Below are 24861 nucleotides of genomic sequence, written 5' to 3' on the forward strand. Positions count from 1 at the left end.
TATTTAAAATGGTCTTCTGGTCAGCGCCAGCAAACGAAAGACTAGTTGCTGCGACGGCGGAGCCAGATTTTGCGTCCTTCGGAGCTGCCCTCAAGGGCGAGCCACTTTCTTCCCACAGTCTGAGACCATTCCGGCAGGTCCGGTTTTCCCTGCATACACATCTGCGGTTCTGTCTGGCACTGGCAGCCGCTACCGTCATTGCCGGGGGCGGATTTTTGTTTACGACAGGGCGGCTGGTGCGGCATGGGCGGCCTGCACAACCGGTCATGTTCAATACAACTACACTGAGAAGGAACCGCGCTGCACCGAAAGAAGCACGACTGGTGCCGGAAGGGAGTATTACCCCCGGAAGTCGGGTATCAAGACGCATCGACATAGCTGAAGGCGTCGAGGACGGCGACGCGCGCCTTTACACCTACCAGCACGTGGTTCTTGACGTCAAAGGCTCGAAACGCGCCGTGATTGATGATGCGCTTCGCGGAGGAATTTCCTCGCTGAAATCTCGTTCGGAACCAGCCGAAGAAGCAATGGAGCGGGGTATTCCGGTCAATGTCAGTCTCGCCAGACCGGCCGTAGGAACAGAAGCCAAGGTTCATGAGATTATCGTCGCGCCGCAGTCACGCGAACGATTGGGCGCGTTGTTGCAGGCAGCAGGCATAGCAATCGAGGACAGCAAGCGGCTTGAGGAGGCTCTGGCTCGAACTGAACTGGTACCCGGTGACAGTCTGGAACTGCTGGTCGATAAATCGGGGCAAGACGCTGGCGCTGATGGCGAACAGCACATCGCGCTTGCGCGCTTCGAGCATGGCGATATCGATAAAGCTGTCTACGGACGTGCCGACGATGGCGTTTTTCGCGCTACCGGCAATGAACGCCTTTTTGCACGACTGTCGCGCGATGCGATGCTGACAGCCTACCACCCACAAAATGAGGTCAGCAGTAGCGGCTCCATTCCGTCCCGGCTGGCACAGGCGGGCGCACCGAAAGCAATCGTCGGTGAAGTCGAGAGGCTGGCTTCACAGAATGGTATTTCGCTGAATGGTGGTAAAAGGCCGGACTTGATCGACCTTCTTTTCCGCAAAAGTGCGGAGACGGAACCGGAACTGGTTTTTGTCGAGTTCACAACGGATGGGAATAGCCGCCGCCTGTATCGTCATGAAGGCAATGGCGGTGCGGATTACTTTAATGAAGACGGCTCCTCCATGACGAAATATCTCATGCAGAAACCTCTTCCGAATGGCCGTCTCAATGATGGTTTTGGCTGGCGCATACATCCCGTTCTGCATGTTCGCAAACACCATAATGGCGTGGATTACGATGCGCCGATCGGCTCGCCCATCGTTGCGGCGGGTGACGGTGTGGTGGAGCTTATCTCGTATCAGAAGGGATATGGAAAATATGTCCGTATCCGTCATCAGGGTGGCTACAGCACGACCTATGCGCATCTTTCAGCGTCCAGAAAAGACCTGAAGGTTGGCGAACACGTCAAGCAGGGTGAAGTAATCGCCTATGTCGGGTCGACGGGGTATTCAACAGGCCCGCACCTCTATTATGAGCTCAAGGTCGGCGATCAGTATGTCAATCCGTTGACGGCGCGTCTCAACGCTGGTGAAAAACTGACTGGCTCGTCCCTGAACAGCTTCCGTGAAGAGATCGACCACGTGGGGCAGATCGTCAATGAAATGAAGCTGCCAGTCATGCCTGCTGCGCCTGAAGCGGCGAAGGCAGCCACCGGGAAAAGTGACCGTCATTAGAGGAGTAAACCGCTCTAACTATTTGATCGGGCGATAGGCGTTTGCCAGCGCGACGAATTCTTCCACACTGAGCGTTTCGGCACGGCGTGTTCCGTCGATGCCTGTCTTCTCAAGAAGCTCGGCCCCGCCAACCGGTTTCAGGCTCTGGCGTAACATCTTGCGGCGCTGTCCAAAGGCGGCCTGCGTAATTTGCCCGAGCGCATTCGCATTGCAAGGCAGCGGGTCTTCACGCGGAATGATATGGACGACCGACGACATCACTTTCGGCGGTGGTGTAAATGCTTGCGGCGGCACATCGAAGCTGATCTTCGAAACAGTTCTCCACCCGGCAAGCACACCAAGGCGTCCATAATGATCACTGTCAGGCGTCGCGACGATACGCTCGGCGACCTCCCGTTGGAACATCAACGTCATCGACGAATAGAAAGGTGGCCATGGCTCGACCAGCAGCCAGTTGAGCAGAAGCTGCGTGCCAACATTGTAAGGCAGATTGGCAACGATGCGCGGCTTTGGCCCATCTGGAAATAATGTCGAAAAATCCTGCTCAAGAGCGTCGCCTGAGATGATGCGCAGACGACCCGGATAATGGGCCTCAATTTCGGCAAGAGCATCAAGGCATCGTTCATCGCGCTCGATCGCCGTGACACAAGCGCCTTGGGCAAGAAGTGCGCGGGTCAGTCCGCCGGGACCCGGACCAACTTCGATGATGGGCTGGTCCTGCAGATTGCCCGCCTGCCGGGCGATCTTCGATGTCAGATTGAGATCGAAAAGGAAATTCTGGCCGAGCGATTTCTTCGGCATCAGATCGTGCCGTTCGATTACCTCGCGAAGCGGGGGAAGGCCATCAATACTCATGCCATTTGTACTCGTTAATGTCCGTTGGCTGCATTCTCAGCCAGTTCTTGCGCAAGGCGAATAGCCGCGACAAGGCTGTCCGGGCGAGCGATGCCTTTGCCCGCAATGTCGAAGGCCGTGCCATGATCCGGCGATGTGCGAATGAAGGGAAGCCCGAGCGTCACATTCACGGTTTCGTCGAAAGCCAGCGCTTTGGCAGGGATAAGAGCCTGATCGTGATACATGCAGACCGCAGCATCATAGGTTGCGCGGGCTGGCGCGTGAAACATCGTATCAGCGGGCAGGGGGCCGCGCGCATTGATCCCCTCACGGCGCAACGCCTCGATTGCGGGAAGGATGACGGCATCATCCTCTTTGCCCATGGCTCCGCCTTCGCCCGCATGCGGGTTGAGTCCGGATATAGCCAGACGGGGTGATGCGATGCCGAACCGTTCGCGCAGTTCGGTGGCGGTGATCCGCGATACTTCGATGATATCGGCAGTACGCAAGCGTACGGGTACTTCGGAAAGCGGAATGTGTATGGTGACCGGAACGGCGCGAAGCTGTGGCCCGGCCAGCATCATGACCGGCGTAACAAGCTTTCCAAGATGTTTGCTTGCCAGTTCCGCCAGAAATTCCGTATGGCCGGGATGCTGAAACCCGGCTTCATAAAGCGGCTTCTTCGAGATTGGGCAGGTAACGACTGCCGAAGCCTCACCATTCAGTGTGAGCGCGACCGCGCGCTCGATGGCTTCGATGATGCCTGCAGCGTTTTCTGGCAACGGCTTGCCGACATTATCCGTCAGCTTGTTCCCGAGCGGAAGCACCGGCAACGCACGAGAAAAGACACCGCTTGCGGCAGAAATAGCGGAAATAACCTCTATCTCAACATCAAGACCGAGGTGTCGCGCACGGGCAGCCAGTTGCAGCGGATCTGCCAGCAAGGCGAAAGGCGGCAGCGAAAGCTCGCTGCGCCGAAGCCAGGCTGCAAGCACAACATCGGGGCCGATGCCAGAAGGGTCGCCAATGCTGATGGCGAGGGGAGGAACAGGTGCGGCGGACATCACGTCATATTCCATGGAGGACGGATGAACCGTCCGGTCGGTTTAGCGATTAACGATTGTCGCCTTTTCGCGCAGTTCCTTCAGATATTTCTCGCTGAGCTGTTCGGCTTTCTTTTCCTGGCCGGCAGGGGAATCCGCACCTTCCATGGAGAAGACGAACTGAGCAACGCGGTCATCCGATATTTGGCGGGTCGAGCAGACTGCCAGGAATTCCACGCCCTTTTCGGTTTCCTGTGGCGGGGTCGTGCCACCGACGGATGTTGCCTTGACCGCTTTCGCCCACTCGTTCGGCAACTGCTGTTCGATGATGCGGCCGAGATCACGGACGGTCACGTCAAGAATGCCTTTGGCCTGCTGACGGGTTGCGTCACAGCTCTGGAAGCGCGAGCGAAGCGCATTGGCTTCCTGCTTGCGCTTGGAAAGCAGGGCAGGAGAGCGTTTGGAAGCGGGGATCACGAAAATGACCTGCTGAAGGCGATATTCGGTTGCCACAGGCTTCTTACCGCCATCCTTCAACATGCGTTGAACGGCTTCCTGTTCACTGACCATGCCGGTCGCGCGGAAACGGGCACTGACGAGGCGGCCCCAGCCCATCTGGACCATGATGTATTTCTTGAAATGGTCAGGCGTAACACCTGACTGGTTCATCAACTGATTGAGCTGAGCCAGGCTCATCTTGTTGCGGCTGGCAAACCCGGCATAAGCCTCATCGACCTGCTGGTCGGTAATGTTGATGCTGCGCGATTTCATTTCGATGCGTTTCAACATTTCATCGGTCAGTTCTTCTTTCGCGACCTGACTGAGATTGCCACCCTTACGTTGCAGCTTCAGGAACGCGACGCGGTGCTGAATGTCGCTGTTCGTGATGGCATTGCCGGAAACGATGACTTTGACCTCGGACCCTGCACCTGCAGCAAATGCCGGAACCGCAACGGTTCCAAGCGTCGTCAGGCAAACTGCGGCGCTCAGCATGGAGGCGAAGAGAGGTCTTGCAATCATCATCTTTCTTTCCCGATTCCTTCCGGTCGACGAACGACAATCCTTACCGGACATATCCCATTATAGTCATTGCCGCTATTCAGCCCAACAAGCAATCATATCAGCGGCTGATCATAAGCTGCCTGTATAGATGAGCTAGTGCGGCGAAACAATGACCCAAAAGCTATTTTAGGAAGCTTGTATCGTCTGAATACTGAAGAATGGATGCCAAATCAGGCTTTGATGAGCAAATTTCTTTGTCGCATTAAATGGAAAGACCGGAAGCATTTCCAACGCTTCCGGTCCATCAAGATTAGAAAGTCTGATTACCGCTGCCTATGTCGCCGAGGGTGCGCAGCGAAATGTTGAAGCCAACGCTATGGGACGCTTTATCATCACCCGGATTGCGGGTTTGGACATAAGCCATGGAATACGTGAAGCACTCATCATCATAGGCGAGGCCTGACGATGCGCGGACCAAGGTTTCAGATACCATATCGTAGGTGCCTGAGCCGAAAACGCGCCAGTTCGTATTGATACGCGCTGTTGCCGAACCCGTAACTTCCTGACGAAGATCACTATATCCGTAGGCCGGCTGCGGCGCGATATAGGCGTATTGTGCAGAAACTGTCAGCTTTTGCCAGCTCTGCTGGGCTTCAAGCTCGCCGCGCTGAACTGCGAAACTGTCCTTGTCGAAACGTCCGCGCGCAGCCAGAGCAAGTCCTGTCGAGTTGGACGTGCCGATCATGGCAACATAGTCGGAGCGGGCATCTTGCAGGCCGGAATCTGCGCCGACATTCACGAAATCGCTTGTGCCGTAGGAGTTTACGCCACCCAGCTGGAATGACTGACCGCCGAGAGCATAAAGCGCCCAATCGCTATTGTTGAAGTTGCCCGAATAGCGGACGCCGAGATTGGCACGGGTGCCACCTTCAACACGATCATAACCGGAGAACTTGTCGCGCGAGAACAGGTTCGTCGCGTCGAAGACAAAGCTCTGGGCATCTTCATTCGGCAACTCGCCTGCATAGCGTTCGTTGTTGCGAACATAAAGCTGGGCAATCGGCTCGATGATATGGGTTGAGCTGGTGGTCGAGAACAGGATCGGCCAGCGCAGTTCAAGCCCTGCGGTTGCCATGGCGCGAAGCGCTTCCGAACGCACGAGTGCATCCGTATAGCCAGCATCTGCCAGATTGAAGTTCGTATTGGCGCCAATGGCGTCACCGCGCAGTGCCAGCAACGGCGTGATGACCAGACCGGCAGGCGTGATGAATGTGCGCTTCCATTCCGCTTCGGTGGTCAGGCGAACATTAGTGCCGCTAAAGCCGGGAATACGAGCGTAGTAAGGCAAATCATTGTTCGGCTTCACCGTATAATTTGCATTCTGTCGATACAAAGCCTGCAGATTGGTATTGAAGTTCAGCTCACCGCCATAGACCGGCTCAGGCATCGTGTAGGAATAATCCAGACTTGGGAAAACCCAAGGCTGCTTCGAATGCATCTCGTTCGGATTATCCGACAAGAGAGATTCCTGCACATTGAAACGGTAGAAGTTCAGGTCGAAATAATTCCGGTTATTAATACCCGTGAGGTATATTTTGGAAACCTGAGTTTCGGCACCGTAGCCGTCAAGAGAATAAGTGCGGCTGAAATTCCGGTCGGTCTGTGCCATCACATCCCAACCAAAACGCCAGCGCGAATTAAGATTGAAATCGCCTTTCGATGCGACCATGCCGCGATTGTCTTCTTCGCGGTCAACTGTGTCCACATCGAATTCGCCCGGCTTGTTCTGGTGAATGCCAGCGATGCGAAGATTGTAGGTGCCGTTTTCCAGGCGATGACGCCATTCGGCCTCGGTCAGGAAGCCCTGCTTGGTGTAAGCGGTTGTGGAAAGGGTCACGTCGTAATTCGGCGCAAGTGCCCAGAAATACGAGTTCTTGATGCCGAAGCCGAGATCGTCCTTGTAGGAGAAGCCCGGAAACAGGAAACCACTCTTGCGCTTCACTGTCGGGTCTGCCATCTCGAATGCCGGGAAATAGGCAAGTGGCATGCCGAAGAACTCGAAGCGGCCATGTTCGAAACGGACCGTCTTCGTCGTGCTGTTCCAGATGATCTTGCGTGCCTTGATCTGCCAGAGAACAGGCTTGTCCGGATTCTTCGCGCAGGGTTCGCAGGCCGTATAGACGCCGTTGTTGAATGTTGTGATTTCGCCGTTGCTGCGTTCAGCGCTTTCGGCGGCAAAGCGGGTGTTGTCCGTCGTCTCGACGCGAAGGCCGTTTACGAAGCCGTCGCGGAAACTGTCGGTGACATCCATATGTTCGGAGTAGATCTTGTTGCCGTCGCGTTCGACGATCTCAACATTACCCGTCGCGGTCATGCGCCGCGTCTGCTGGTTATATGTTACCTTGTCTGCGACGAGATGGTTGCCGTCATACTCGATGCGCACCTTGCCCTGAGCCGTGACGGTATTGATGTCGCGATCATAGACGAGCTCATCTGCTTGCAGAAGCATGCGCGCATTCGGATCGCTCTCATAATTGGATGCGAGAGCGTCCTGTGCCGATGCAGGAGAGGGCAGGGCTGCGACAGAAATGAAAGGTAAAGCAAGGACGCACGCCAAGGCCGTCCCGCGCGCAAGACGCGAGAGCAAATGGGGCAATACCATGCGGGCGTTACTCAAACCCACTAACCATCCTCCTTATGCAACAGAAAGGAGACACCAAAGAATGTCGCGATAACAACCGGAACCCAGGCAGCCACGAACGGCGGAACGAATCCCGCATTCCCGAATGCCTTCACCAGCACCGAAACGACATAAAGCATGAAGCCTGCGATAACGCCACCCAGAATCATCGCTCCTGACTGACCAAATCGCACAAATTTCAACGACACTGTTGCAGCAATGAGAGTCATCGCCATCAGCAATGCCGGCAATGCCAGAAGTGACTGGTATTGCATGTCAAATGCGTTTGCCGAATAACCGAACGAACGCGCGACTTCGATCTTGTGACGCAACTGCGTGAAGGGGATCGTGTCGGGCGTCGCGAGCTTCTCTTCCACATATTCCGGGCGCAGCTGCGTCTCTATCTGGAAACTCGCCATTTTCTGGGGTTCTTCGCCGCGCGCGAATCGCGTCACGTCGGTAAGCTCCCAATGACCGTCCTTCAGCTGCGCAGTCCGCGCATCGTAACGGACCTTGATGTTCTTCTTTTCATCGAACTGAATGAATGTCGCGTCAGCAAGCGTAGCGCCCTGATCCAGAATGCTTTTTGCGCCGATGATGGTTTCACCTTCATCCGTTTTCTGGCGAAGCCATGGGTCGCGCAAGGCGGAAACGTCGGTAACCTTCCCGGTCTTCCATGTCGATGCAATCTCGTCGGCCTTGGCAAAGCCGTAGGCAGCAAACGGATTGAGGATGAAGATCGTGGCAAGGCCAAACAGGAAAGCGCCGAAACAGGCAGGAAGAAGGAACTGCCAGGCGGAAACGCCGACGGAGCGGGCGACAACGAGTTCGTATTTCCTGTTGAGCGAGATGAGTGTCGCCATTGCGGAGAACAGGGCAACGAACGGGATCATCTGCTGCATGATGAACGGAACGCGCATGGCGGAAAGGCCAAGCGCAGCCCATACCGAATAGTCCGGCAGGTTTGAAAGCTTGCTCGCATTCTCGGTAAAATCGAGAAGCAGGGACAATGCAAAGATACCGAGCAGAAAATAGAGTGTGATCTGCACATAGCGGATGAAGAAATAGCGTCCAAGCGTCCAGCCAATCATGCCTGACCTCCGGCTTTATTGCGCGAACGTCCAGTGAGACGGGCATAGCGTTCTGAGACACTGTTTCTCAGATTGTCGAAATTGTCGAGAATACGGTCGTTCCATTTGTCCGGCAGGCCGATCCGTCGCCCGGTAGCGAGCGCAAAGCCCGTCACAAGAATGACGGCGGCAGGAACGAGATACATAACGACGATATAGCCTGCATCCTTGTCGGCCCGATCGGACGCGAAATAGCCTGCCCAATAGACGAGAAGGGCGGTGCTGATCGCCGAGAAGGACGCCGATACGCGGGCTTCGCGATGCGAGCGGGAATCGCCAGCAAAAGCCAGTGCGATCATTGCAAAGACAACCGGATAGAGCCATTGCGTCAGACGGCGATGCAATTCGGCCTTGTAGCGCAATGGACGGGTCTGAAGGATCGGATCGTTCGGGTCCGGATTCAACAGGTAGGAAAGCGGACGATCCTTCGCGTAGATAACGAAATCGTCGCCAGCCGAGGCGAACTGGCTGAGATCGAATGCGTAGGAATTGAACTTGATGATCGAGACGGTGCCATCCGACACATCACGCCGCTGCACTTCACCGTTCTGCATCAAAAGCATGTCGCCGGTCGGCGTCGACGCAATCGCGCCATCTGCGGCGTAATAGATGAGGTCGAGCGACGGATCGCGTGAATCGGCAATGAAAAGCCCGCCAATGCTGCCGTCGGCGCGTCGTTCAGCCACCTGAATATAGAGATTATCCGCCAGTTTCCGGAAGTTGCCTTCCTGAACGATGACATTCATCAGGTCGGCGCTGGCATTGGCAATCATCGCGCGCATGTTCATGCGCGCATAGGGATCGACATAATTGGCGACGAGAAACGAGACGACGGAAATGACGGCTGCAAGAATCAGGATTGGACGCATGACCGCGCTGCGCGGTGCGCCCGACGCATTGATGACGACAAGCTCGGAATCCTGGTTCATGGTCGAAAGCGTCTGAGTGATTGCAATAATCAGCGCAAACGGCATCACGAGAGGGATGGCCGACGGGATCAAGAGCGAGCTGAACTGGATGATCGTCTGGAATGTCTGTCCGCTTGTGGTCAGAAAGTCGATGCGCTGGAGCACCTGCACAGTCCAGGTAATACCGACCGCCGCCCCGAGCACTGCTAGGAACATGATCGCCACCCGGCGCAAGATGTACAACTCAATCAATCGCATAGGTGGAGTCTACATCCCGGTTCCGTTGAAGGAGCGCGCACCCGAAAGGGCAGCAGCACTCGTGATAATCATTAAACTTAATGACGCTTGGCTAAGATTGGCCCAATAAACGCGGTTAACAGACTACTAAAAGCATTAGGAAGATGCCAGCTCTGCTACTCCCATTAATGGGCCCTGTTAATGAGCGATGAGTCGGCTCATGGCAACCAGTTTTTGTGCGGAGCAGGTAAGACGGGTTTGCAATTGTGTCCTGCACGGTTTTCCTCGGGCTAAAACTGGACAATCTGGCATCAACTCTTGCTGTTTCGCCATATTCGTCTCACATGAGTAGGGAAAAGTCGCGACACAATCGTGTCATTCTCAAATCGACACCAAGTTTGGAGTTGTCATGTCTAAACGTCCTTCGATCTCTTTCAGCGATTTTGCAGCACCGGAAAAAGGCGTGTCCATCGTCCTCGTCGCCAAGGGCGGCGGCTTTGCGGATGAGGCGGCTCAGGCTGCTGGCGGTGCGGAAAAGATCAAGCGCATTGCCGAAATTTCCGGATTCACCGGTGCTCTCGGCAAGACCGCTGAGGCGATCGAAACCACGTCCAGCGGTGTCGACAAGATTGTTCTGGTCGGCGTCGGTGAACCGGGCAAGCTTGGCAATGACGATTGGTTGAAGATCGGCGGCGCTGCATTTTCACGAATCGGTAAAGCCGAGCGCGCAACGGTGACGCTTGCATTGCCTGAAACCACCATTGCCGGTGACGAAGCAGCTGATCTCGCGCTTGGTATGATTCTGCGCTCCTACAAGTTCGAGCGCTACAAGACGCGCAAGAACAATGAGGAAAATGGCGATCCGAAACACGCTGCCAAGATCAGCATCTGCGTCGCTGATCCGCACACGGCGAAGCGGGCTTTTGAAGTTGCTGAAGCGGTTGCGGACGGTGTTATCCAGGCGCGCAATCTCGTCAATGAGCCTGCGAACATTCTCGGCCCGGTCGAATTTGCACAGGAAGCTGAAAAGCTCGAAAAGCTTGGCGTGAAGATCGAGGTTCTCGGCGAGAAGGAAATGAAGAAGCTCGGCATGGGCGCGCTTCTCGGCGTGGCACAGGGTTCCGTTCGCCCGCCGCGACTGGTTGTCATGGAATGGCAGGGCGCGAAGAGCAAGGAAAAGCCGGTTGCCTTTGTCGGCAAGGGCGTGGTGTTCGATACGGGCGGTATTTCCATCAAGCCTGCTGCTGGCATGGAAGACATGAAGGGCGACATGGGTGGCGCGGCAGCCGTTACTGGTCTGATGCGCGCTCTGGCTGGACGCAAGGCAAAGGTCAATGCCATCGGCATTATCGGCCTTGTTGAAAACATGCCGGATGGCAATGCCCAGCGCCCGGGTGACATCGTTACATCCATGTCGGGACAGACGATTGAAGTCATCAACACCGATGCCGAAGGCCGTCTCGTTCTCGCCGATGCGCTGCACTATACGAATGACCGTTTCAAGCCGCGCTTCATCATCAATCTGGCCACCCTTACGGGCGCTGTCATGGTTGCTCTCGGCCAGTATCACGCCGGCCTCTTCTCCAATGACGACGAGCTTGCGGATCAGCTTTATGATGCAGGCCAGTTGACCGGCGAAAAGCTGTGGCGCCTGCCGCTCGGCACCGAATACGACAAGATGATCGATTCGAAGTTTGCCGATATGAAGAACAGCGCTGGCCGTTACGGCGGATCGATCACGGCGGCACAGTTCCTGAAGCGCTTTGTCGGCGAAACCCCTTGGGCGCATCTCGACGTTGCCGGAACGGCTATGGGGTCGCCAGCAAACGAGTATAGCCAGACATGGGCTTCCGGCTATGGCGTCCGCCTGCTGGACCGCCTTGTCCGGGATCATTTTGAAAGCTAAAATCTTTTCCAAACAAAAGGATGGGTGGAGAAGCGGAATCAATTTCTTCACCCATTCCCGAAACGGATAGTGCATGGCGGAAATTCTCTTCTACCATCTGACGGAATCGACACTCGATGAGGCCTTGCCCGGTCTGGTCGAGCGCTCGCTCGGGCGCGGCTGGCGCGTCACGATCCAGACTGTCAGCGAGGAAAGACGCGATGCGCTGGATGGTTTGCTCTGGACCTTCTCCGATACGTCCTTCGTGGCGCATGGCACCGATAAAGAGCCTCATCCCGAACACCAGCCGGTTCTGCTGACGACCAGTGAAGCCAATCCGAATGGAGCGACGGTGCGCTTTCTCGTTGAAGGCGCAGGACTGGAACGGGCGGATGCCTATGAACGTCTTGTCGTCATGTTCGATGGCCACGATCAGGATCAGCTCGATATTGCCCGAGGGCAGTGGAAAAATTTCAAGGCGGGGGGCCACGACTTGACTTACTGGCAGCAGACGCCCGATCGCCGTTGGGAGCGCAAAGCGTGACGCGAGTGCTATTCATTTTGATGATCGTCGCCGGTTTTGGGCTCGCCATCGGTTATCCTTGGTATATGCGCCATTTCACTGGCAGCGAAATCGGGCGCTGGACCATGCTTGAAAACCGCCAAAGCGGCTTCAAGATACAGGAAGTCAGGCTGTCGGCGGACGATGGGCCGGTGCGTGTGTTCATTGATGCAACGCCTTTGCCGGGTTACGTACCTGCGGAAAGGCGCTCGGCGGTGACCCTTGCGGTCAGCCGCGACGGCCAGCCGGTTCTCTCTCAGGGGCTCGATTTCGCCTCGACGAGCGGTTCCATCAATACGGACCGCCCGCAGGATGGCAGCGTTCTGCGCCAGAGTGCGGGCGATATCGATCCAGTCATTCCGGGGCTTTATGCGTTCCGTCTGGTGCAGGGAAACACGGATGGGCTTCAGCTTTCAAAAGCCGATCTCGTATTGCGTCGGGGAGCGGAAACGCCGGACGAGGTCTATACGACCATAGGTCTGATCCTCGGTGCATTCGGTCTTTATGCTTTGATGCGCACGCGTTTGCGTCCCCAGAGCTGATTGATGACGATGCTCTGCAAAATTTCCGACAGGTTGCTGCTGTTGCTGCTTTCGGCTCTTGCAGCGCTGGTTGCGCTGATACCGCTCGAAAAGCTTGGCGTCTTCGGCTCTTCTTTTGAAGGGCAGAGCGGTTACGCCGCCCTTTATTTCGGGTTTCCCGTTCTGACCGTCATTTTCGCGCTTCTCGCGGTGCGGTTCATGCCCCGTCCTCTGCCGGTTGCCATGCGTGTCATCGGCTGGATCGTGTTGGGGGTCGTGATCTTGCTTATGTTCACGTAGGACTCTGCCGACAGACAGAAGGCCGATTTTTAATCGGCCATAGCTTCTTCATATTCGGTGGAAAGCTCCAGCCACTTGTCCTCTGCATCCGCAAGTGCAGAACGGGTATCGCTCATGTCCTTGTTGATCCGGACCGCCTTCTGAGGTTCCTTCTCGTAAAGCGCCGGGTCTTCCAGTTGCGACGAGAAGCCTTGAATCTGTTTCTGCAGTTTTTGAATCAAGGCTTCGGTTTCCTTGATCTTTTTCTGCAGCGGCGCCATGGCTTCGCGCTTCTGGGCGGCGAGCTTTCGCTGTTCAGCCTTGTTGACCTTGGCGTTATCGTCGCGGTCGGCAGCCGGTTCTCCCTTGGCATCAGCAAGAACGATCTGTCGGTATTCATCGAGATCGCCTTCAAACGCCTTCACGCCGCCTTCGCGGACCAGCCAGAGTCGTTCCATCGTGGCTTCGATAAGATGGCGGTCGTGGGCAATCAGGATAACCGCGCCGTTGAAAGCGTTGAGCGCATGCACAAGCTCCTCGCGGCTGTCGATGTCGAGATGGTTGGTCGGTTCGTCGAGGATCAACAGGTTGGGACCATGAAAGGTCGCAAGTCCCATCAGGAGGCGCGCTTTCTCGCCACCGGACAGGTCTTTGGCCGGCGTCAGCATCTTCTCGGTCGACAGGCCCATCTGCGCAACGCGCGCGCGCACCTTCGCTTCCGGTTCCATCGGCATCAGCTTGCGCACATGCTCGATGGCATTGTCTTCAGGAATCAGATCGTCCATCTGGTGCTGTGCGAAGAATGCGACTTTCAGGCTCGGCGAAAGCGTGAGCGTGCCTTTTTCCGGCGTCAGGCGACCGGCAATCAGCTTTGCAAGCGTTGATTTGCCGTTACCGTTCGAGCCGAGGAGGGCGATGCGGTCGTCATTGTCGATGCGCAAGGTCACATTGCGAAGGACCGGCTTGCCGGGCACATAACCGACATCGGCATTATCAAGCGCGATGACAGGCGATGCCGTCTTTTTGTCAGCGTCTGGAAAACGAAACGGCTGCACATTGCTTTCAACATAAAGCTCGATTGGTTTGAGCTTTTCCAGAGCCTTCATGCGCGATTGTGCCTGACGGGCCTTGGTGGCCTTGGCACGGAACCGTTCCACGAAGGATTCCATGTGCTTGCGGTGGGCTTCCTGCTTGGCGTGGGCCTTCTGCTGCAATTCCAGCATTTCGTGACGCTGGCGCTCGAACTGATCGTAATTGCCGCGCCAGAAGCTGATCTTCTTCTGGTCGAGATGCATGATCGAACTGGTCGCCGAGTTCAGGAGATCGCGGTCGTGGCTGATGATGATGACGGTGTGCGGATAGCGCTTCACATAGTCGACCAGCCACAGCACGCCTTCAAGGTCGAGATAGTTGGTCGGTTCGTCGAGCAGCAGCAGGTCCGGCTCGGCAAAAAGAACCGCTGCCAGAGCGACGCGCATGCGCCAGCCGCCGGAAAACGCGGACGCAGGCTGGCGTTGTGCTTCGGCGTTGAAACCGAGACCGGACAGAATGGCGCCTGCGCGAGCTTCCGCCGAATGCGCATTGATATCGGCAAGGCGTGTATGAATTTCCGCAATGCGGTGCGGGTCGGTTGCCGTGTCGGCCTCTTCAAGAAGTGCTGTGCGCTCCTTGTCCGCCTTCATGACGATTTCAATCAGTGCGTCCTCGGTGCCGGGCGCTTCCTGCGCCACCTGACCGATACGAGTATTTTTCGGAAGCGAGATGCTACCTGTTTCCGGCGCAAGATCGCCCGTGATCACACGAAACAGCGTGGATTTGCCGGTGCCGTTGCGGCCGACGAAACCCGTCTTCGACCCCGCAGGCAGCGTTACGCTGGCGTGGTCGATCAAGAGGCGTCCGGCAATTCGTACGGAGATGTCGTCAAGGATAAGCATGGTGAAATCGCTTTTGCACGGCTTGAAGCGTTTCCGCAAGTATCAACATCAGTCAGGCGAAGCGGCGTCCGCCTTCGGTTCGCTGGAATTGTGAGAGGTCGAGCGACGGAGCGTCGGTACCGAGCCGCGTCAATGCCGCGTGGATCTGGCCGCGATGATGGGTCTGGTGATTGAACAGATGCGCCAGCGAAGGCGCAAGCCGCTGGCTCATCGTGCGCATGTCCGAAACGGTCGTATAGGTAAAACGTCCAGCAAGCTTGTCGGCGTTCAAGGAGTCGGTGTACCGGCAGATGCGTTCATCTTCGGCATGACGCAGATCGCGCAGCGTGATGAAATTGTCGGTGATGATGGCGTCGAGTTGCTTTGGATGGTCGCCTTCGCCGGTAAACCGCTTCATCCAGATGCGGTCGGTGACCAGAAGATGGTTGAGCGTGCGATGGATCGAACCGAAGAACAGCCCAAGATCGAGCCGGTATTCCTCGTCGCTCAGATCGGCAGCAGCGGCATAGAGCAGTTCGTTGGCCCAGCGATTGTACCACGCAAACATTTGAAAATGCTGTTCCATACAAGTTCCCCGCTACCCGATAGCCTGAATCAGAGTGGCATTATCTATGCCTTCAAATTTCCGTCGTCTCAAGCTGCTAGGCGGTATGCGATGTGTTCTAAATTGAACGGCCTCTTGGCAATTCGGCCTATCGACGGTATAGAGCCTCACTTTTCTAAAAATTCCAGCGAACAAGGTGTCATAATGGCAATCGAACGTACCTTCTCCATGATCAAGCCCGATGCGACCCGCCGCAACCTGACCGGCGCAATCACCGCCAAGCTCGAAGCAGCTGGCCTGCGCGTCGTCGCTTCGAAGCGCGTCTGGATGAGCCTGCGTGAAGCTGAAGGCTTCTATGCTGTTCACAAGGATCGCCCGTTCTTCGGCGAACTGACCGAATTCATGTCTTCCGGCCCAACGATCGTTCAGGTTCTGGAAGGCGAAAACGCCATCGCCAAGAACCGCGAAGTCATGGGTGCAACCAACCCGGCCAACGCTGACGAAGGCACCATCCGCAAGGAATTCGCCCTGTCGATCGGCGAAAACTCGGTTCACGGTTCGGACGCTCCGGAAACCGCTGCAGAAGAAATCGCTTACTGGTTCTCGGGCACCGAAATCGTCGGCTAATCCCAACGAGAATTCAAAGAAAAAGCCCGGCATTGCCGGGCTTTTTTTGTTGGGTGGGATGACGCGCAGAAGCAAATCTCAGAGGCTCTGTGCGAGCCTTGCCATCTCTTTCCCTTCGTCATCGAAGAGAACAAGCTTGCCCATGTCGATCTTGTAGGACTTGGTTTTGCCGAGCACATCGAGGAACTTGCGTTCCTGGTTCATGAGGGCAGGCGGGCACTGGACATAGGTCGATCCGATATCGGCAAAGGAAATGTTTTCCCCGGTCACGACCGCCTTGCTGAAATAACGGTTGCAGCCGCCTGAGCCACTGACGGCACCGTCGCTCGAAACCGTCAGCGTCGTCTGGGCATTGTCGATCACGCCGCCGCCCTGAATGTCTTCCGCGAGCCAGTCCTTGCCCTCGATGCCGATGGCAACGCCTTCATCACCGCTCTTGCGAACCATCACAACCTTGATTTCTGCCGGTTCTCCGGGGTTCTCCGGATCGATGGTATAGCGCTCGTCATTGACGAACCATAGCGTATCGCCTGCCGAAATGCGCGCCTGCAGGGCATAGGTATGACCGGGCTGAATCTGGTCCGTATCAAAATTGATGGCAAACGGGATCGGCGATCCCTGAACGGATTCAATCCGCGTTTCGCCAATGACTTTGGAAGGAGCGTCGGCCAGCGAGACATCGGAAAGCTGAACCGTCAGGTTTGCCTCCGGTGGCAGCGCGATACGCTCACGATACATCACCTTGCCGCTGACGGTTTTTTCCGCGGCAATGCTGCTCGTCGGCATCGACGTGGTCAGGAACAAGGCAGCGCCACCAAGCGCGCCAATGCCGACCACGAGTGCCGCAGCAATTGAAAGGGTTTTTGCCAGTCCATTTCGCATCGTCAAAGCCCGAAACTTCCGTTCCCGCACGCGTCATCTGTTGCAAGACAGATGGCGCTGATGCGGTTTCCAATCTGTCTTTCATTATCGCTTGTCAGCGTCTGATTCATCATGCCGACATTAGCGAAATCTTCATGTGAAAATTGTGGCAGCGCAAGAACACACCACCTAAATTAGTCATTATTCTAGGGGGTTAAATAGTTAATTCACGATTAAAATGAGAAATAGAGATCAACAGAATAGCTGGCAATCGAAAGATTACGACTGTTTCCAGCGTTCGCGGATCTTTTCGTCTTCCTCTTTGGACGACACCCAGCCACCAACCGAACCATCTGCGAGATGTTCCCGCTTCCAGAAGGGGGCGTCGGTTTTCATGTAGTCCATCAGGAATGAGGCGGCCTCGAAAGCCGCATGTCGATGCGACGACGCTGCTGCAACCAAAACGATGTTTTCGCCCGGTTTGATGAGTCCATAACGGTGAATGATCGTGAGGGCTGTTATCGGCCAGCGCTCGATGGCCTGTCGGGCGATGCGGGTGATTTCAGCTTCGGCCATGCCCGGATAATGCTCCAGTTCCAGAGCGGAAAGCGAGCCGCTTTCATCGCGACACAACCCGATAAAGGTGACGATAGCGCCGATATCCGTGCGCCCATGCTCAAGCTTGCGCAGTTCCGCTGCCGTGTCGAAGTCTTCACTTCTTATGCCGACGAAAAGTGGGCATGTCATTAGGGCATTTCCAGTTTTGCTTGAATCATTGAAAATGGCCTATGTTTTTCTTTTACGCATTATCCTACGCAAAACCGCTCCGCACTTTTGCTGGAAATGCTCTTGCCCGCTCACTTCATCCTCCCGTCATGGGCGGAAAGAGCGCAACTTCATCGCCGTCATTCACGAGTTCAACGTGCTCGGCATGTTCCTGATTGATCGCGGCACGGATGACATGTTCGTGCTCGAAGGCGGCTTCATATTCATCACCGCGCGATTTCAGGTGGCTGATCAGGTCAGCCACTGTCGTTTTGGGCGAGGGAAGTTCGATTAACTCTTCACCCTTGCCGATTTTCTCGCGCACCCATGCAAAATAGACGAGTTTTACCGTCACTGGATCAATCCATTACGTGTTTGAGGCCCGCCTTGAAATAGTCCCAGCCCGTATAAAGCGTCAGAAGAGCCGATATCCAAAGCAGGACAATACCCATTTCGGTTACATAGGGCACGACTTTGTCACCAGCAGGGCCTGCGAGCAGAAAAGCGAGAGCAACCATTTGTGCTGTAGTCTTCCATTTGGCGAGACGGGAGACGGGAACGCTGACCTTCAGTTCGGCAAGATACTCACGCAACCCCGAAACAAGGATTTCGCGGCAAAGGATGATGATTGCGGCCCATAGCGTCCAGCCGGCGATCGTGCCATCAGCTGCCAGAAGCAGCAGGATGGCGGATACGAGCAGCTTGTCGGCAATCGGGTCCAACATGCGACCGATGGTCGATGTCTGCTTCCAGATGCGGGCGAGGTAACCGTCGAAAAAGTCTGTAATGCTGGCGACGATAAACAATCCCAGAGCTGTCCATCGGGCGAAATCGCTTGATTCCAGCCGCCCCTCGACAAAGAAGCACAATACCACAAGGGGAACGGCGATGATCCGGCCGTAGGTGAGGATATTGGGCAAGGAGAGGGTATGATTTTTCTGCATTGTTCCGCCACGTCGTTGTTAGCGCACATCAACAGGGATGACCGATAAAATCAACACCTGCGAATATGTTCTGCCGGGACCTAATGACGCTTGTGCATAAATCCCGGACAAAATTGCGTCATCTGTCACGAAAATGATCGTGAATCGTCTTGGCCATGGCCTCCGAGATACCTTCGATCTGCATCAGATCGGCAACCGCGGCTCTGGAAACCGCTTTTGCAGTCCCGAAATGGTGCAGCAGGGCACGCTTGCGCGATGGGCCGATTCCCGCAATTTCATCGAGCGGATTCTTGACCATTTCCTTCTTGCGACGGGCGCGGTGTGTGCCGATGGCAAACCGGTGCGCTTCGTCGCGCAGGCGCTGGATGAAATAAAGTACAGGATCGCGCGGCGGCAGCGTGAAGGCCTGTTTGCCTTCCACGAAGAAACGCTCGCGCCCCGCTTCACGGTCGACGCCCTTGGCAATACCGATTGCATTGACGAGATGGCTGATTCCAAGCTCCCCGAGAATTTGCCTGACCGCACCGACCTGGCCTTGACCGCCGTCGATCAAAATGACATCGGGCCATGCGGGAAATGTATCGGTTACTTCTGCGTCAGCGGGCTCTTCCGGCGTGCCATGCTCTTTGACCAGCCGTGAGAAGCGCCGCTCGATAACCTCGCGCATCATGCCGAAGTCGTCGCCCGGCGTAATGTCGGTCGAGCGGATATTAAACTTCCGGTACTGGTTTTTGACAAAGCCTTCCGGCCCGGCGACGATCATGCCACCGACGGCATTCGTGCCCATGATATGCGAGTTATCGTAGACCTCGATGCGGCGCGGGGGCTGGGACAGGCCGAAGGTCTCAGCCATGCCTTGCAACAGGCGCGCCTGTGACGATGTTTCGGCAAGCCGCCGTCCAAGCGCTTCGCGCGCATTGGTCAGGGCGTGATCGACAAGGTCTTTTTTCTCGCCGCGCTGTGGAACGTTGACCTGCACCTTGTGGCCCGCTCGCGTCGAGAGCGCTTCGGCAATAAGCGATTGCTCCTCAACCGTTTCGGACAAGAGAACCAGACGCGGACATGGCTTGTCGTCATAGAACTGGGACAGGAATGCCCCCAGAACCTCTGCCGGGCCGAGCGAACTGTCCGCTTTGGGGAAATAGGCGCGATTGCCCCAGTTCTGGCCGGTACGGAAGAAGAAAACCTGAATGCAGGTCATGCCGCCTTCCTGATGGATGGCGAAAACGTCAGCCTCTTCGACCGTCTGTGGATTGATACCCTGATGTGACTGGACGTGTGAAAGCGCAGCCAGACGATCCCGGTAAACCGCTGCATGTTCGAAATCGAGATCAGCCGATGCGGCTTGCATTGCCGTTGCAAGGTGGTCTTTTACCGACTGGCTCTTGCCGGACAGAAACGCCTTGGCCTCGTTGACGAGTTCGGCATAGTCCTCATCGCTGATCTCGTGCGTGCAGGGGCCGGAACAACGCTTGATCTGAAAGAGAAGGCAGGGACGGGTGCGTGTCTCAAAAACCGAATCCGTGCATGTCCGCAACAGAAAGGCGCGCTGAAGCGCGTTGATCGTGCGACCGACAGCACCGGCGGAGGCGAATGGGCCGAAGTAGTCTCCCTTGCGGGACCGTGCACCGCGATGCTTGAAAATGCCGGGTGCTCGATGGTCGCCAGTCAGGAGAATATAGGGAAACGACTTGTCATCGCGCATCAGCACGTTGAAGCGCGGACGCAATCTCTTGATGAGATTTGCTTCCAGCAGCAAGGCCTCGGTTTCCGTCCGGGTGACGACGAATTCCATCGTCACCGTTTCGCGGATCATCCTTGTTATGCGGTTAGAATGGCCGATGCCGCGCGCATAATTGGAGACGCGCTTCTTGAGATTGCGTGCCTTGCCGACATAGAGCACGTCACCATCGCTGTTGAACATGCGATAGACGCCCGGATTGTTCGGCAGGCGCTTCACGAAAGCATTGATGATGTCCTGACCGCTCAGGCCTTCAATGTCCGGCAGGCCATCCGAAGAATCCCATTGAATGGAATCGGCAGCGGACGGCGAGGCAGGAACGTCGACTATATCGTCCGTCTCGTCATCATCGTCGGTTTCCGCATCACCAATGATAATACCGGCCACATCCTGCTCGTCATCTGACGGCAGGTTTGCAACGGCATCCTCATTGTTCTTGCGGTTTCCGGTCATTCGGTGATTCCTGCAATATCCGGGGTTTCCCACGCCAGATGCTGTCCGCCATCAAGTGCGATCATCTGGCCGGTGACGGAGCGGCTTTCCCAGAAATAGCGAACAGTACGCCCAAATTCCGACAATTCCGGCGCACGTTGCAAAAGAAGTTTCTCGACCTGCTGTTCGAAATCGCCTGGCTTCTGCCGTTCGCTCGGCAATGTTGGACCAGGTGCTATTGCATTGACCCGAATCTGCGGAGCAAGCGCTTGTGCCATCGTTCGGGTGGCATTCCAGAGGGCCGTCTTTGAAAGCGTGTAGGAAAAGAAGTTCGGATTGAGCTTCCAGACGCGCTGGTCGATGACATTGACGACAAGCGCTTCTTCACCATCGGGCAGGGCTTTTGCCATTTCTTCAGCCAACAGGACAGGCGCCTTGAGGTGGATGGCAAAGTGCTTGTCCCACAGCGTCATGTCCAGTTGGCCGATACGGTCATCTTCAAAGAGCGATGCATTATTGACGAGGAGCTGGATCGGCCCGATCTGGCGCGACGCATCTTGCACAAGATTGCGAATATCAGATTCGGACGAAAGGTCCGCGCGCACGACACAGGCTTTGCCGCCTTGTTCGTTTATAGACGCTGCAAGGGCGGCGCCTTCATCGATGGAGTGATTATAGTGTATGGCGACCGGGAAGCCATGGGCGGCAAGGTCTTCGACAATTGCCTTCCCAATGCGCCGTGCGCCGCCGGTGACCAGAACCGGGCATTTAGCAAGCAGGCGAGGCTCTTGATCGTTCAACACGGTAAACACTTTCTTATCGAGATTCTTCAATCGATTTCATGCCATTTCGGTCGGAAGATTGCAGCTAAAAACAGCGCCTGCAATGTTCACAACTGACAAATTTGTAGAGATTTCAGCGGCTTCGTGTCACTTCGCCGCGCGTTGCCGTCACTGCAATCGACGTTATCCCACTATATAGGTGGCTGAATTCGGCGTTGCGATAATGCAACATCGTATTTTTGCCATGTTCTCGTCAGGTTCTCTCCACAGAAGCGGGCATTTCGTGCCGCAATTACCGCCGATATGTCGATCCTGTCAGCGCGGCATGGACGATTTGCTCCCAACATCGCCCGCCCGATAAGGGACCGCGCTAAAGGTAATTTGTGTAAGGAGAATGCTATGCGCACTCTTAAGTCTCTCGTAATCGCCTCGGCTGCGCTGCTGCCGTTCTCTGCGACTGCTTTCGCTGCTGATGCCATTCAGGAACAGCCTCCTGTTCCGGCTCCGGTCGAAATGGCTCCGCAGTACAGCTGGGCTGGTGGCTACACCGGTCTGTACCTCGGCTACGGCTGGAACAAGGCCAAGACCGACACCGTAGGCACCGTTAAGCCTGACGATATGAAGGCTGGCGCTTACGCTGGCTGGAACTTCCAGCAGGACCAGTTCGTATATGGTGTTGAAGGCGACGCCGGCTACTCCTGGGCCAAGAAGACCAAGGATGGTCTGGAAGTTAAGCAGGGCTTCGAAGGCTCGCTGCGTGCACGTCTCGGCTACGACCTGAACCCGGTTATGCCGTACATCACGGCTGGTGTTGCCGGTTCGCAGGTCAAGCTCGACAACGGCTTTGACGACGAAAGCAAGTTCCGCGTTGGTTGGACTGCTGGTGCCGGTCTGGAAGCTAAGCTCACGGACAACATCCTGGGCCGCGTTGAATACCGCTACACCCAATTCGGTAACAAGACCTACGACCTCGGCAACGAATCGGTTCGTAACAAGCTCGACACCCACGACATCCGCGTCGGCGTTGGCTACAAGTTCTAATTATCTGATAATTGAACACGGAAAACCGGGCAGGCAACTGCCCGGTTTTTTGTTGCGCTGTTTAGCTCAGTTGTTCGCGGCATCTGTCAGCCAGTCGCGAAATGCGGCCATCGCTTGCGTTTCCGTCCGCGACTGTAGCCTTGTCAGCCAGTAGCTGCCCATCGTCACCGTCGTCTCGAACGGCTGGACAATGGTTTCCGACAGCAATTGCCGGGAGAACATCAGTGGCGGGGCAAGCGCAATACCCGCTCCCTGCATGGCGGCTTCCATCATCGCGAGCGACGAATCGAACATGATGCTTCGCGGCAGGGGCATGTCGCCCGTGACGCCTGCTGCCTGAAACCATTGCGTCCATTCATCGGCACGATAGGAGCGCAGCAAAATATGTCGTGCGAGATCGACCGGTGTTCGCAATTCGCGCGCCAGTTCCGGGATGCAAAGTGGCGACAGGGGCGCTTCCAATAATCGGGTTGCGTCGATGCCGTGCCAGGCGCCGCTCCCGAAACGGATCGCGTAATCCAGTCCCTCCGCCGCAATATCCACCCGGTTGTTGTTGGTCGAAAGCCGCAGGTCGATGAACGGGTAGCGATTCTGAAAATCGCGCAAACGTGGCAGTAGCCAGCCGACGGCCAAGGTGCCGACAGCACCCACACGCAAGATTTCCCGATAATGCCCCGCTTCGAAACGTTCTAGCGTTCCGGCAATCCTGTCGAATGCGTCCTTCAGTGTGGGAAGCAGCGTTTCTCCTTCGCTGGTCAGCATCAGCCCGCGGGGCAGGCGCTCGAACAATGTCACGTTCAGACGGGTTTCGAGGCTCTTGACCTGATGGCTGACAGCTGCCTGCGTGACGCAAAGTTCAATCGCGGCCTTCGTAAAGCTCAGATGGCGCGCCGATGCCTCGAAGGCGCGCAGGGAATTGAGCGGGAGATGCGGTCGAACCATGTTGCCCCAAATTTTTCTAATGCCAAGTGCTAGATAACGTCGTTTGTCGCGCCAGTGCAAGCATCGTATATAAGCTGGGCCTGAAAGGCTTATATCCCGCAAAGCGGGCTTCAATATAATGGACCGCGCAATACCGGCTATGTCTTGAGAAAGATGCAGCGGAACGCATAATCATGAGGTTTATTTATCTGTCATGAGAACATCTACGACACTTTTGATCGGTTTCCTCACCACTGCCGCTATTATCCCGAATAACGACGCGCTGGCTGCGAGCAAGGTGAATGATGGCGACTTGCGCCGTATTGTCGATGAAACGGTGCGCCCGCTCATGGCCGAGCAGAAAATCCCCGGCATGGCCGTCGCTATAACCATCGACGGCAAGAGCCACTTCTTCGGTTATGGTGTGGCATCGAAGGAAAGCGGGCAAAAAGTCACCGAAGACACGATTTTCGAGATCGGCTCGGTCAGCAAGACCTTCACTGCAATGCTCGGCGGCTACGGGCTGGCGACAGGCGCGTTCTCCCTGTCCGATCCCGCGACCAAATGGGCCCCCGAACTGGCAGACAGCAGCTTCGACAAGATCACCATGCTTGATCTTGGGACCTACACGCCGGGCGGATTGCCCCTCCAGTTTCCCGATGCTGTCTCCGATGACAGTTCGATGCTGGCATATTTCAAGAAATGGAAGCCGGACTATCCGGCAGGCACGCAGCGTCGCTATTCGAATCCCAGCATCGGCCTGTTCGGCTATCTGGCGGCACGAAGCATGGACAAGCCGTTCGACGTTTTGATGGAACAAACGCTTCTGCCTGCATTCGGCCTGAAGAACACCTTCATCAATGTGCCGGAAAGCCAGATGAAGAACTACGCCTACGGCTATTCCAAAGCCAACAAGCCGATCCAGGTGTCTGGCGGCGCGCTGGATGCGCAGGCCTATGGCATCAAGACCACCGCGCTTGATCTTGCCCGCTTCGTCGAACTGAACATCGACAGCTCATCTCTGGAGCCTGATTTCCAGAAAGCCGTCGCCGCAACGCATACCGGTTACTACCATGTCGGAGCGAACAATCAGGGGCTTGGCTGGGAGTTCTACAACTATCCGACCGCGCTCAAGACGCTTCTTGAGGGCAACTCGTCGGACATGGCGCTGAAGTCGCACAAAATCGAGAAATTCGATACACCTAGCCAACCGTCAGCTGATGTGTGGCTCAACAAGACAGGCTCAACCAACGGCTTTGGCGCTTATGCGGCCTTTATTCCTGCGAAGAAGACCGGAATTGTTCTGCTTGCCAACCGGAACTATCCGATTGATGAGCGCGTAAAGGCTGCCTATCGGATATTGCAGGCGCTCGACAAGAAGCAATAGACCGCAAAAAAGAACCCCGGAAAATCCGGGGTTTTTTCTTTCCAGAC

At 56.0% G+C, this 24861-nt stretch carries 23 protein-coding genes; 8 read left to right on the forward strand and 15 right to left on the reverse strand.

Going from position 1 to position 24861, the window contains the following annotated elements:
* The first annotated feature begins 8 nt into the window (after positions 1-8).
* On the forward strand, positions 9-1754 hold the full coding sequence (locus KWJ32_RS20080) for a M23 family metallopeptidase (protein ID WP_256886191.1): 1746 nt from the start codon (positions 9-11) through the stop codon (positions 1752-1754).
* 18 nt (positions 1755-1772) lie between these two features.
* On the opposite strand, the gene rsmA is transcribed toward KWJ32_RS20080, so the two are convergent.
* The 6 genes from rsmA to lptF form a co-directional block, all read right to left on the reverse strand.
* The gene (gene rsmA, locus KWJ32_RS20085) at positions 1773-2609 is read right to left on the reverse strand and encodes a 16S rRNA (adenine(1518)-N(6)/adenine(1519)-N(6))-dimethyltransferase RsmA (RefSeq protein WP_029925230.1); all 837 of its coding nucleotides are present in this window, start codon (positions 2607-2609) and stop codon (positions 1773-1775) included.
* A 14-nt stretch (positions 2610-2623) separates the two neighbouring features.
* A complete protein-coding gene (gene pdxA / locus KWJ32_RS20090; protein WP_256886192.1) occupies positions 2624-3652 on the reverse strand; it encodes a 4-hydroxythreonine-4-phosphate dehydrogenase PdxA in 1029 nt (342 codons plus the stop codon).
* A 42-nt stretch (positions 3653-3694) separates the two neighbouring features.
* Entirely contained in the window at positions 3695-4654 is a 960-nt protein-coding gene (locus KWJ32_RS20095; protein WP_256886193.1) for a peptidylprolyl isomerase, read from the reverse strand.
* A 289-nt stretch (positions 4655-4943) separates the two neighbouring features.
* A complete protein-coding gene (locus KWJ32_RS20100; protein ID WP_256886215.1) occupies positions 4944-7295 on the reverse strand; it encodes an LPS-assembly protein LptD in 2352 nt (783 codons plus the stop codon).
* A 20-nt stretch (positions 7296-7315) separates the two neighbouring features.
* Positions 7316-8404 carry an LPS export ABC transporter permease LptG gene (gene lptG / locus KWJ32_RS20105; protein WP_010661666.1) on the reverse strand — a complete coding sequence of 363 codons (1089 nt, stop codon included), beginning with the start codon at positions 8402-8404 and terminating at the stop codon, positions 7316-7318.
* Complete coding sequence (gene lptF, locus KWJ32_RS20110; protein WP_125335008.1) at positions 8401-9609, reverse strand: LPS export ABC transporter permease LptF; 1209 nt, start codon at positions 9607-9609, stop codon at positions 8401-8403. The genes lptG and lptF overlap by 4 nt, the downstream gene beginning before the upstream one ends.
* Before the next feature lie 388 nt (positions 9610-9997).
* Here lptF and KWJ32_RS20115 point away from each other — a divergent pair, with 388 nt between their 5' ends.
* The 4 genes from KWJ32_RS20115 to KWJ32_RS20130 all read left to right on the forward strand — a co-directional run bounded on the left by KWJ32_RS20115 (position 9998) and on the right by KWJ32_RS20130 (position 12856).
* A complete protein-coding gene (locus KWJ32_RS20115; protein WP_036580666.1) occupies positions 9998-11494 on the forward strand; it encodes a leucyl aminopeptidase in 1497 nt (498 codons plus the stop codon).
* A 73-nt stretch (positions 11495-11567) separates the two neighbouring features.
* On the forward strand, positions 11568-12017 hold the full coding sequence (locus KWJ32_RS20120) for a DNA polymerase III subunit chi (protein WP_256886194.1): 450 nt from the start codon (positions 11568-11570) through the stop codon (positions 12015-12017).
* Between the two features lie 20 nt (positions 12018-12037).
* Positions 12038-12577, forward strand: coding sequence for a hypothetical protein (locus KWJ32_RS20125; protein ID WP_036564143.1), 540 nt, complete (start codon positions 12038-12040; stop codon positions 12575-12577).
* Positions 12578-12580: 3 nt separating this feature from the next.
* Positions 12581-12856, forward strand: a complete 276-nt coding sequence (locus KWJ32_RS20130; protein ID WP_012092387.1) for a hypothetical protein — start codon at positions 12581-12583, stop codon at positions 12854-12856.
* Positions 12857-12885: 29 nt separating this feature from the next.
* On the opposite strand, the gene KWJ32_RS20135 is transcribed toward KWJ32_RS20130, so the two are convergent.
* The gene (locus KWJ32_RS20135; RefSeq protein ID WP_010661672.1) at positions 12886-14769 is read right to left on the reverse strand and encodes an ABC-F family ATP-binding cassette domain-containing protein; all 1884 of its coding nucleotides are present in this window, start codon (positions 14767-14769) and stop codon (positions 12886-12888) included.
* A 52-nt stretch (positions 14770-14821) separates the two neighbouring features.
* Complete coding sequence (locus KWJ32_RS20140) at positions 14822-15334, reverse strand: DinB family protein (protein ID WP_010661673.1); 513 nt, start codon at positions 15332-15334, stop codon at positions 14822-14824.
* Positions 15335-15517: 183 nt separating this feature from the next.
* Here KWJ32_RS20140 and ndk point away from each other — a divergent pair, with 183 nt between their 5' ends.
* Positions 15518-15940: a nucleoside-diphosphate kinase gene (gene ndk / locus KWJ32_RS20145; protein WP_010661674.1), complete on the forward strand. Its 423-nt coding sequence runs from the start codon at positions 15518-15520 to the stop codon at positions 15938-15940.
* Between the two features lie 78 nt (positions 15941-16018).
* Here ndk and KWJ32_RS20150 read toward each other — a convergent pair whose 3' ends face one another.
* The 6 genes from KWJ32_RS20150 to KWJ32_RS20175 all read right to left on the reverse strand — a co-directional run bounded on the left by KWJ32_RS20150 (position 16019) and on the right by KWJ32_RS20175 (position 21516).
* On the reverse strand, positions 16019-16822 hold the full coding sequence (locus KWJ32_RS20150) for a YbaY family lipoprotein (RefSeq protein WP_010661675.1): 804 nt from the start codon (positions 16820-16822) through the stop codon (positions 16019-16021).
* 258 nt (positions 16823-17080) lie between these two features.
* Positions 17081-17548, reverse strand: coding sequence for a molybdenum cofactor biosynthesis protein MoaE (locus KWJ32_RS20155; protein WP_256886195.1), 468 nt, complete (start codon positions 17546-17548; stop codon positions 17081-17083).
* Positions 17549-17663: 115 nt separating this feature from the next.
* Positions 17664-17921, reverse strand: coding sequence for a molybdopterin converting factor subunit 1 (gene moaD / locus KWJ32_RS20160; protein ID WP_010661677.1), 258 nt, complete (start codon positions 17919-17921; stop codon positions 17664-17666).
* A gap of 4 nt (positions 17922-17925) precedes the next feature.
* A complete protein-coding gene (gene pgsA / locus KWJ32_RS20165; RefSeq protein WP_010661678.1) occupies positions 17926-18510 on the reverse strand; it encodes a CDP-diacylglycerol--glycerol-3-phosphate 3-phosphatidyltransferase in 585 nt (194 codons plus the stop codon).
* 118 nt (positions 18511-18628) lie between these two features.
* Positions 18629-20704 (reverse strand): excinuclease ABC subunit UvrC, encoded by a 2076-nt coding sequence (gene uvrC / locus KWJ32_RS20170; protein ID WP_010661679.1) that lies wholly within the window; start codon positions 20702-20704, stop codon positions 18629-18631.
* Complete coding sequence (locus KWJ32_RS20175; RefSeq protein WP_036585760.1) at positions 20701-21516, reverse strand: SDR family oxidoreductase; 816 nt, start codon at positions 21514-21516, stop codon at positions 20701-20703. Before KWJ32_RS20175 ends, uvrC begins: the two co-directional genes overlap by 4 nt.
* A gap of 348 nt (positions 21517-21864) precedes the next feature.
* On the opposite strand from KWJ32_RS20175, the gene omp25 reads away from it, so the two are divergent.
* A complete protein-coding gene (omp25, locus tag KWJ32_RS20180) occupies positions 21865-22506 on the forward strand; it encodes an outer membrane protein Omp25 (RefSeq protein ID WP_010661681.1) in 642 nt (213 codons plus the stop codon).
* Between the two features lie 66 nt (positions 22507-22572).
* Here omp25 and gcvA read toward each other — a convergent pair whose 3' ends face one another.
* Positions 22573-23448: a transcriptional regulator GcvA gene (gene gcvA, locus KWJ32_RS20185; RefSeq protein ID WP_256886196.1), complete on the reverse strand. Its 876-nt coding sequence runs from the start codon at positions 23446-23448 to the stop codon at positions 22573-22575.
* A gap of 193 nt (positions 23449-23641) precedes the next feature.
* Between gcvA and blaOCH the strand changes: the two genes are divergently transcribed.
* Positions 23642-24814 (forward strand): OCH family extended-spectrum class C beta-lactamase, encoded by a 1173-nt coding sequence (gene blaOCH, locus KWJ32_RS20190; RefSeq protein ID WP_256886197.1) that lies wholly within the window; start codon positions 23642-23644, stop codon positions 24812-24814.
* The last annotated feature ends 47 nt before the right edge of the window (positions 24815-24861 follow it).

The organism is Ochrobactrum sp. BTU2, assembly GCF_024539785.1.
Lineage (GTDB): Bacteria > Pseudomonadota > Alphaproteobacteria > Rhizobiales > Rhizobiaceae > Brucella > Brucella anthropi.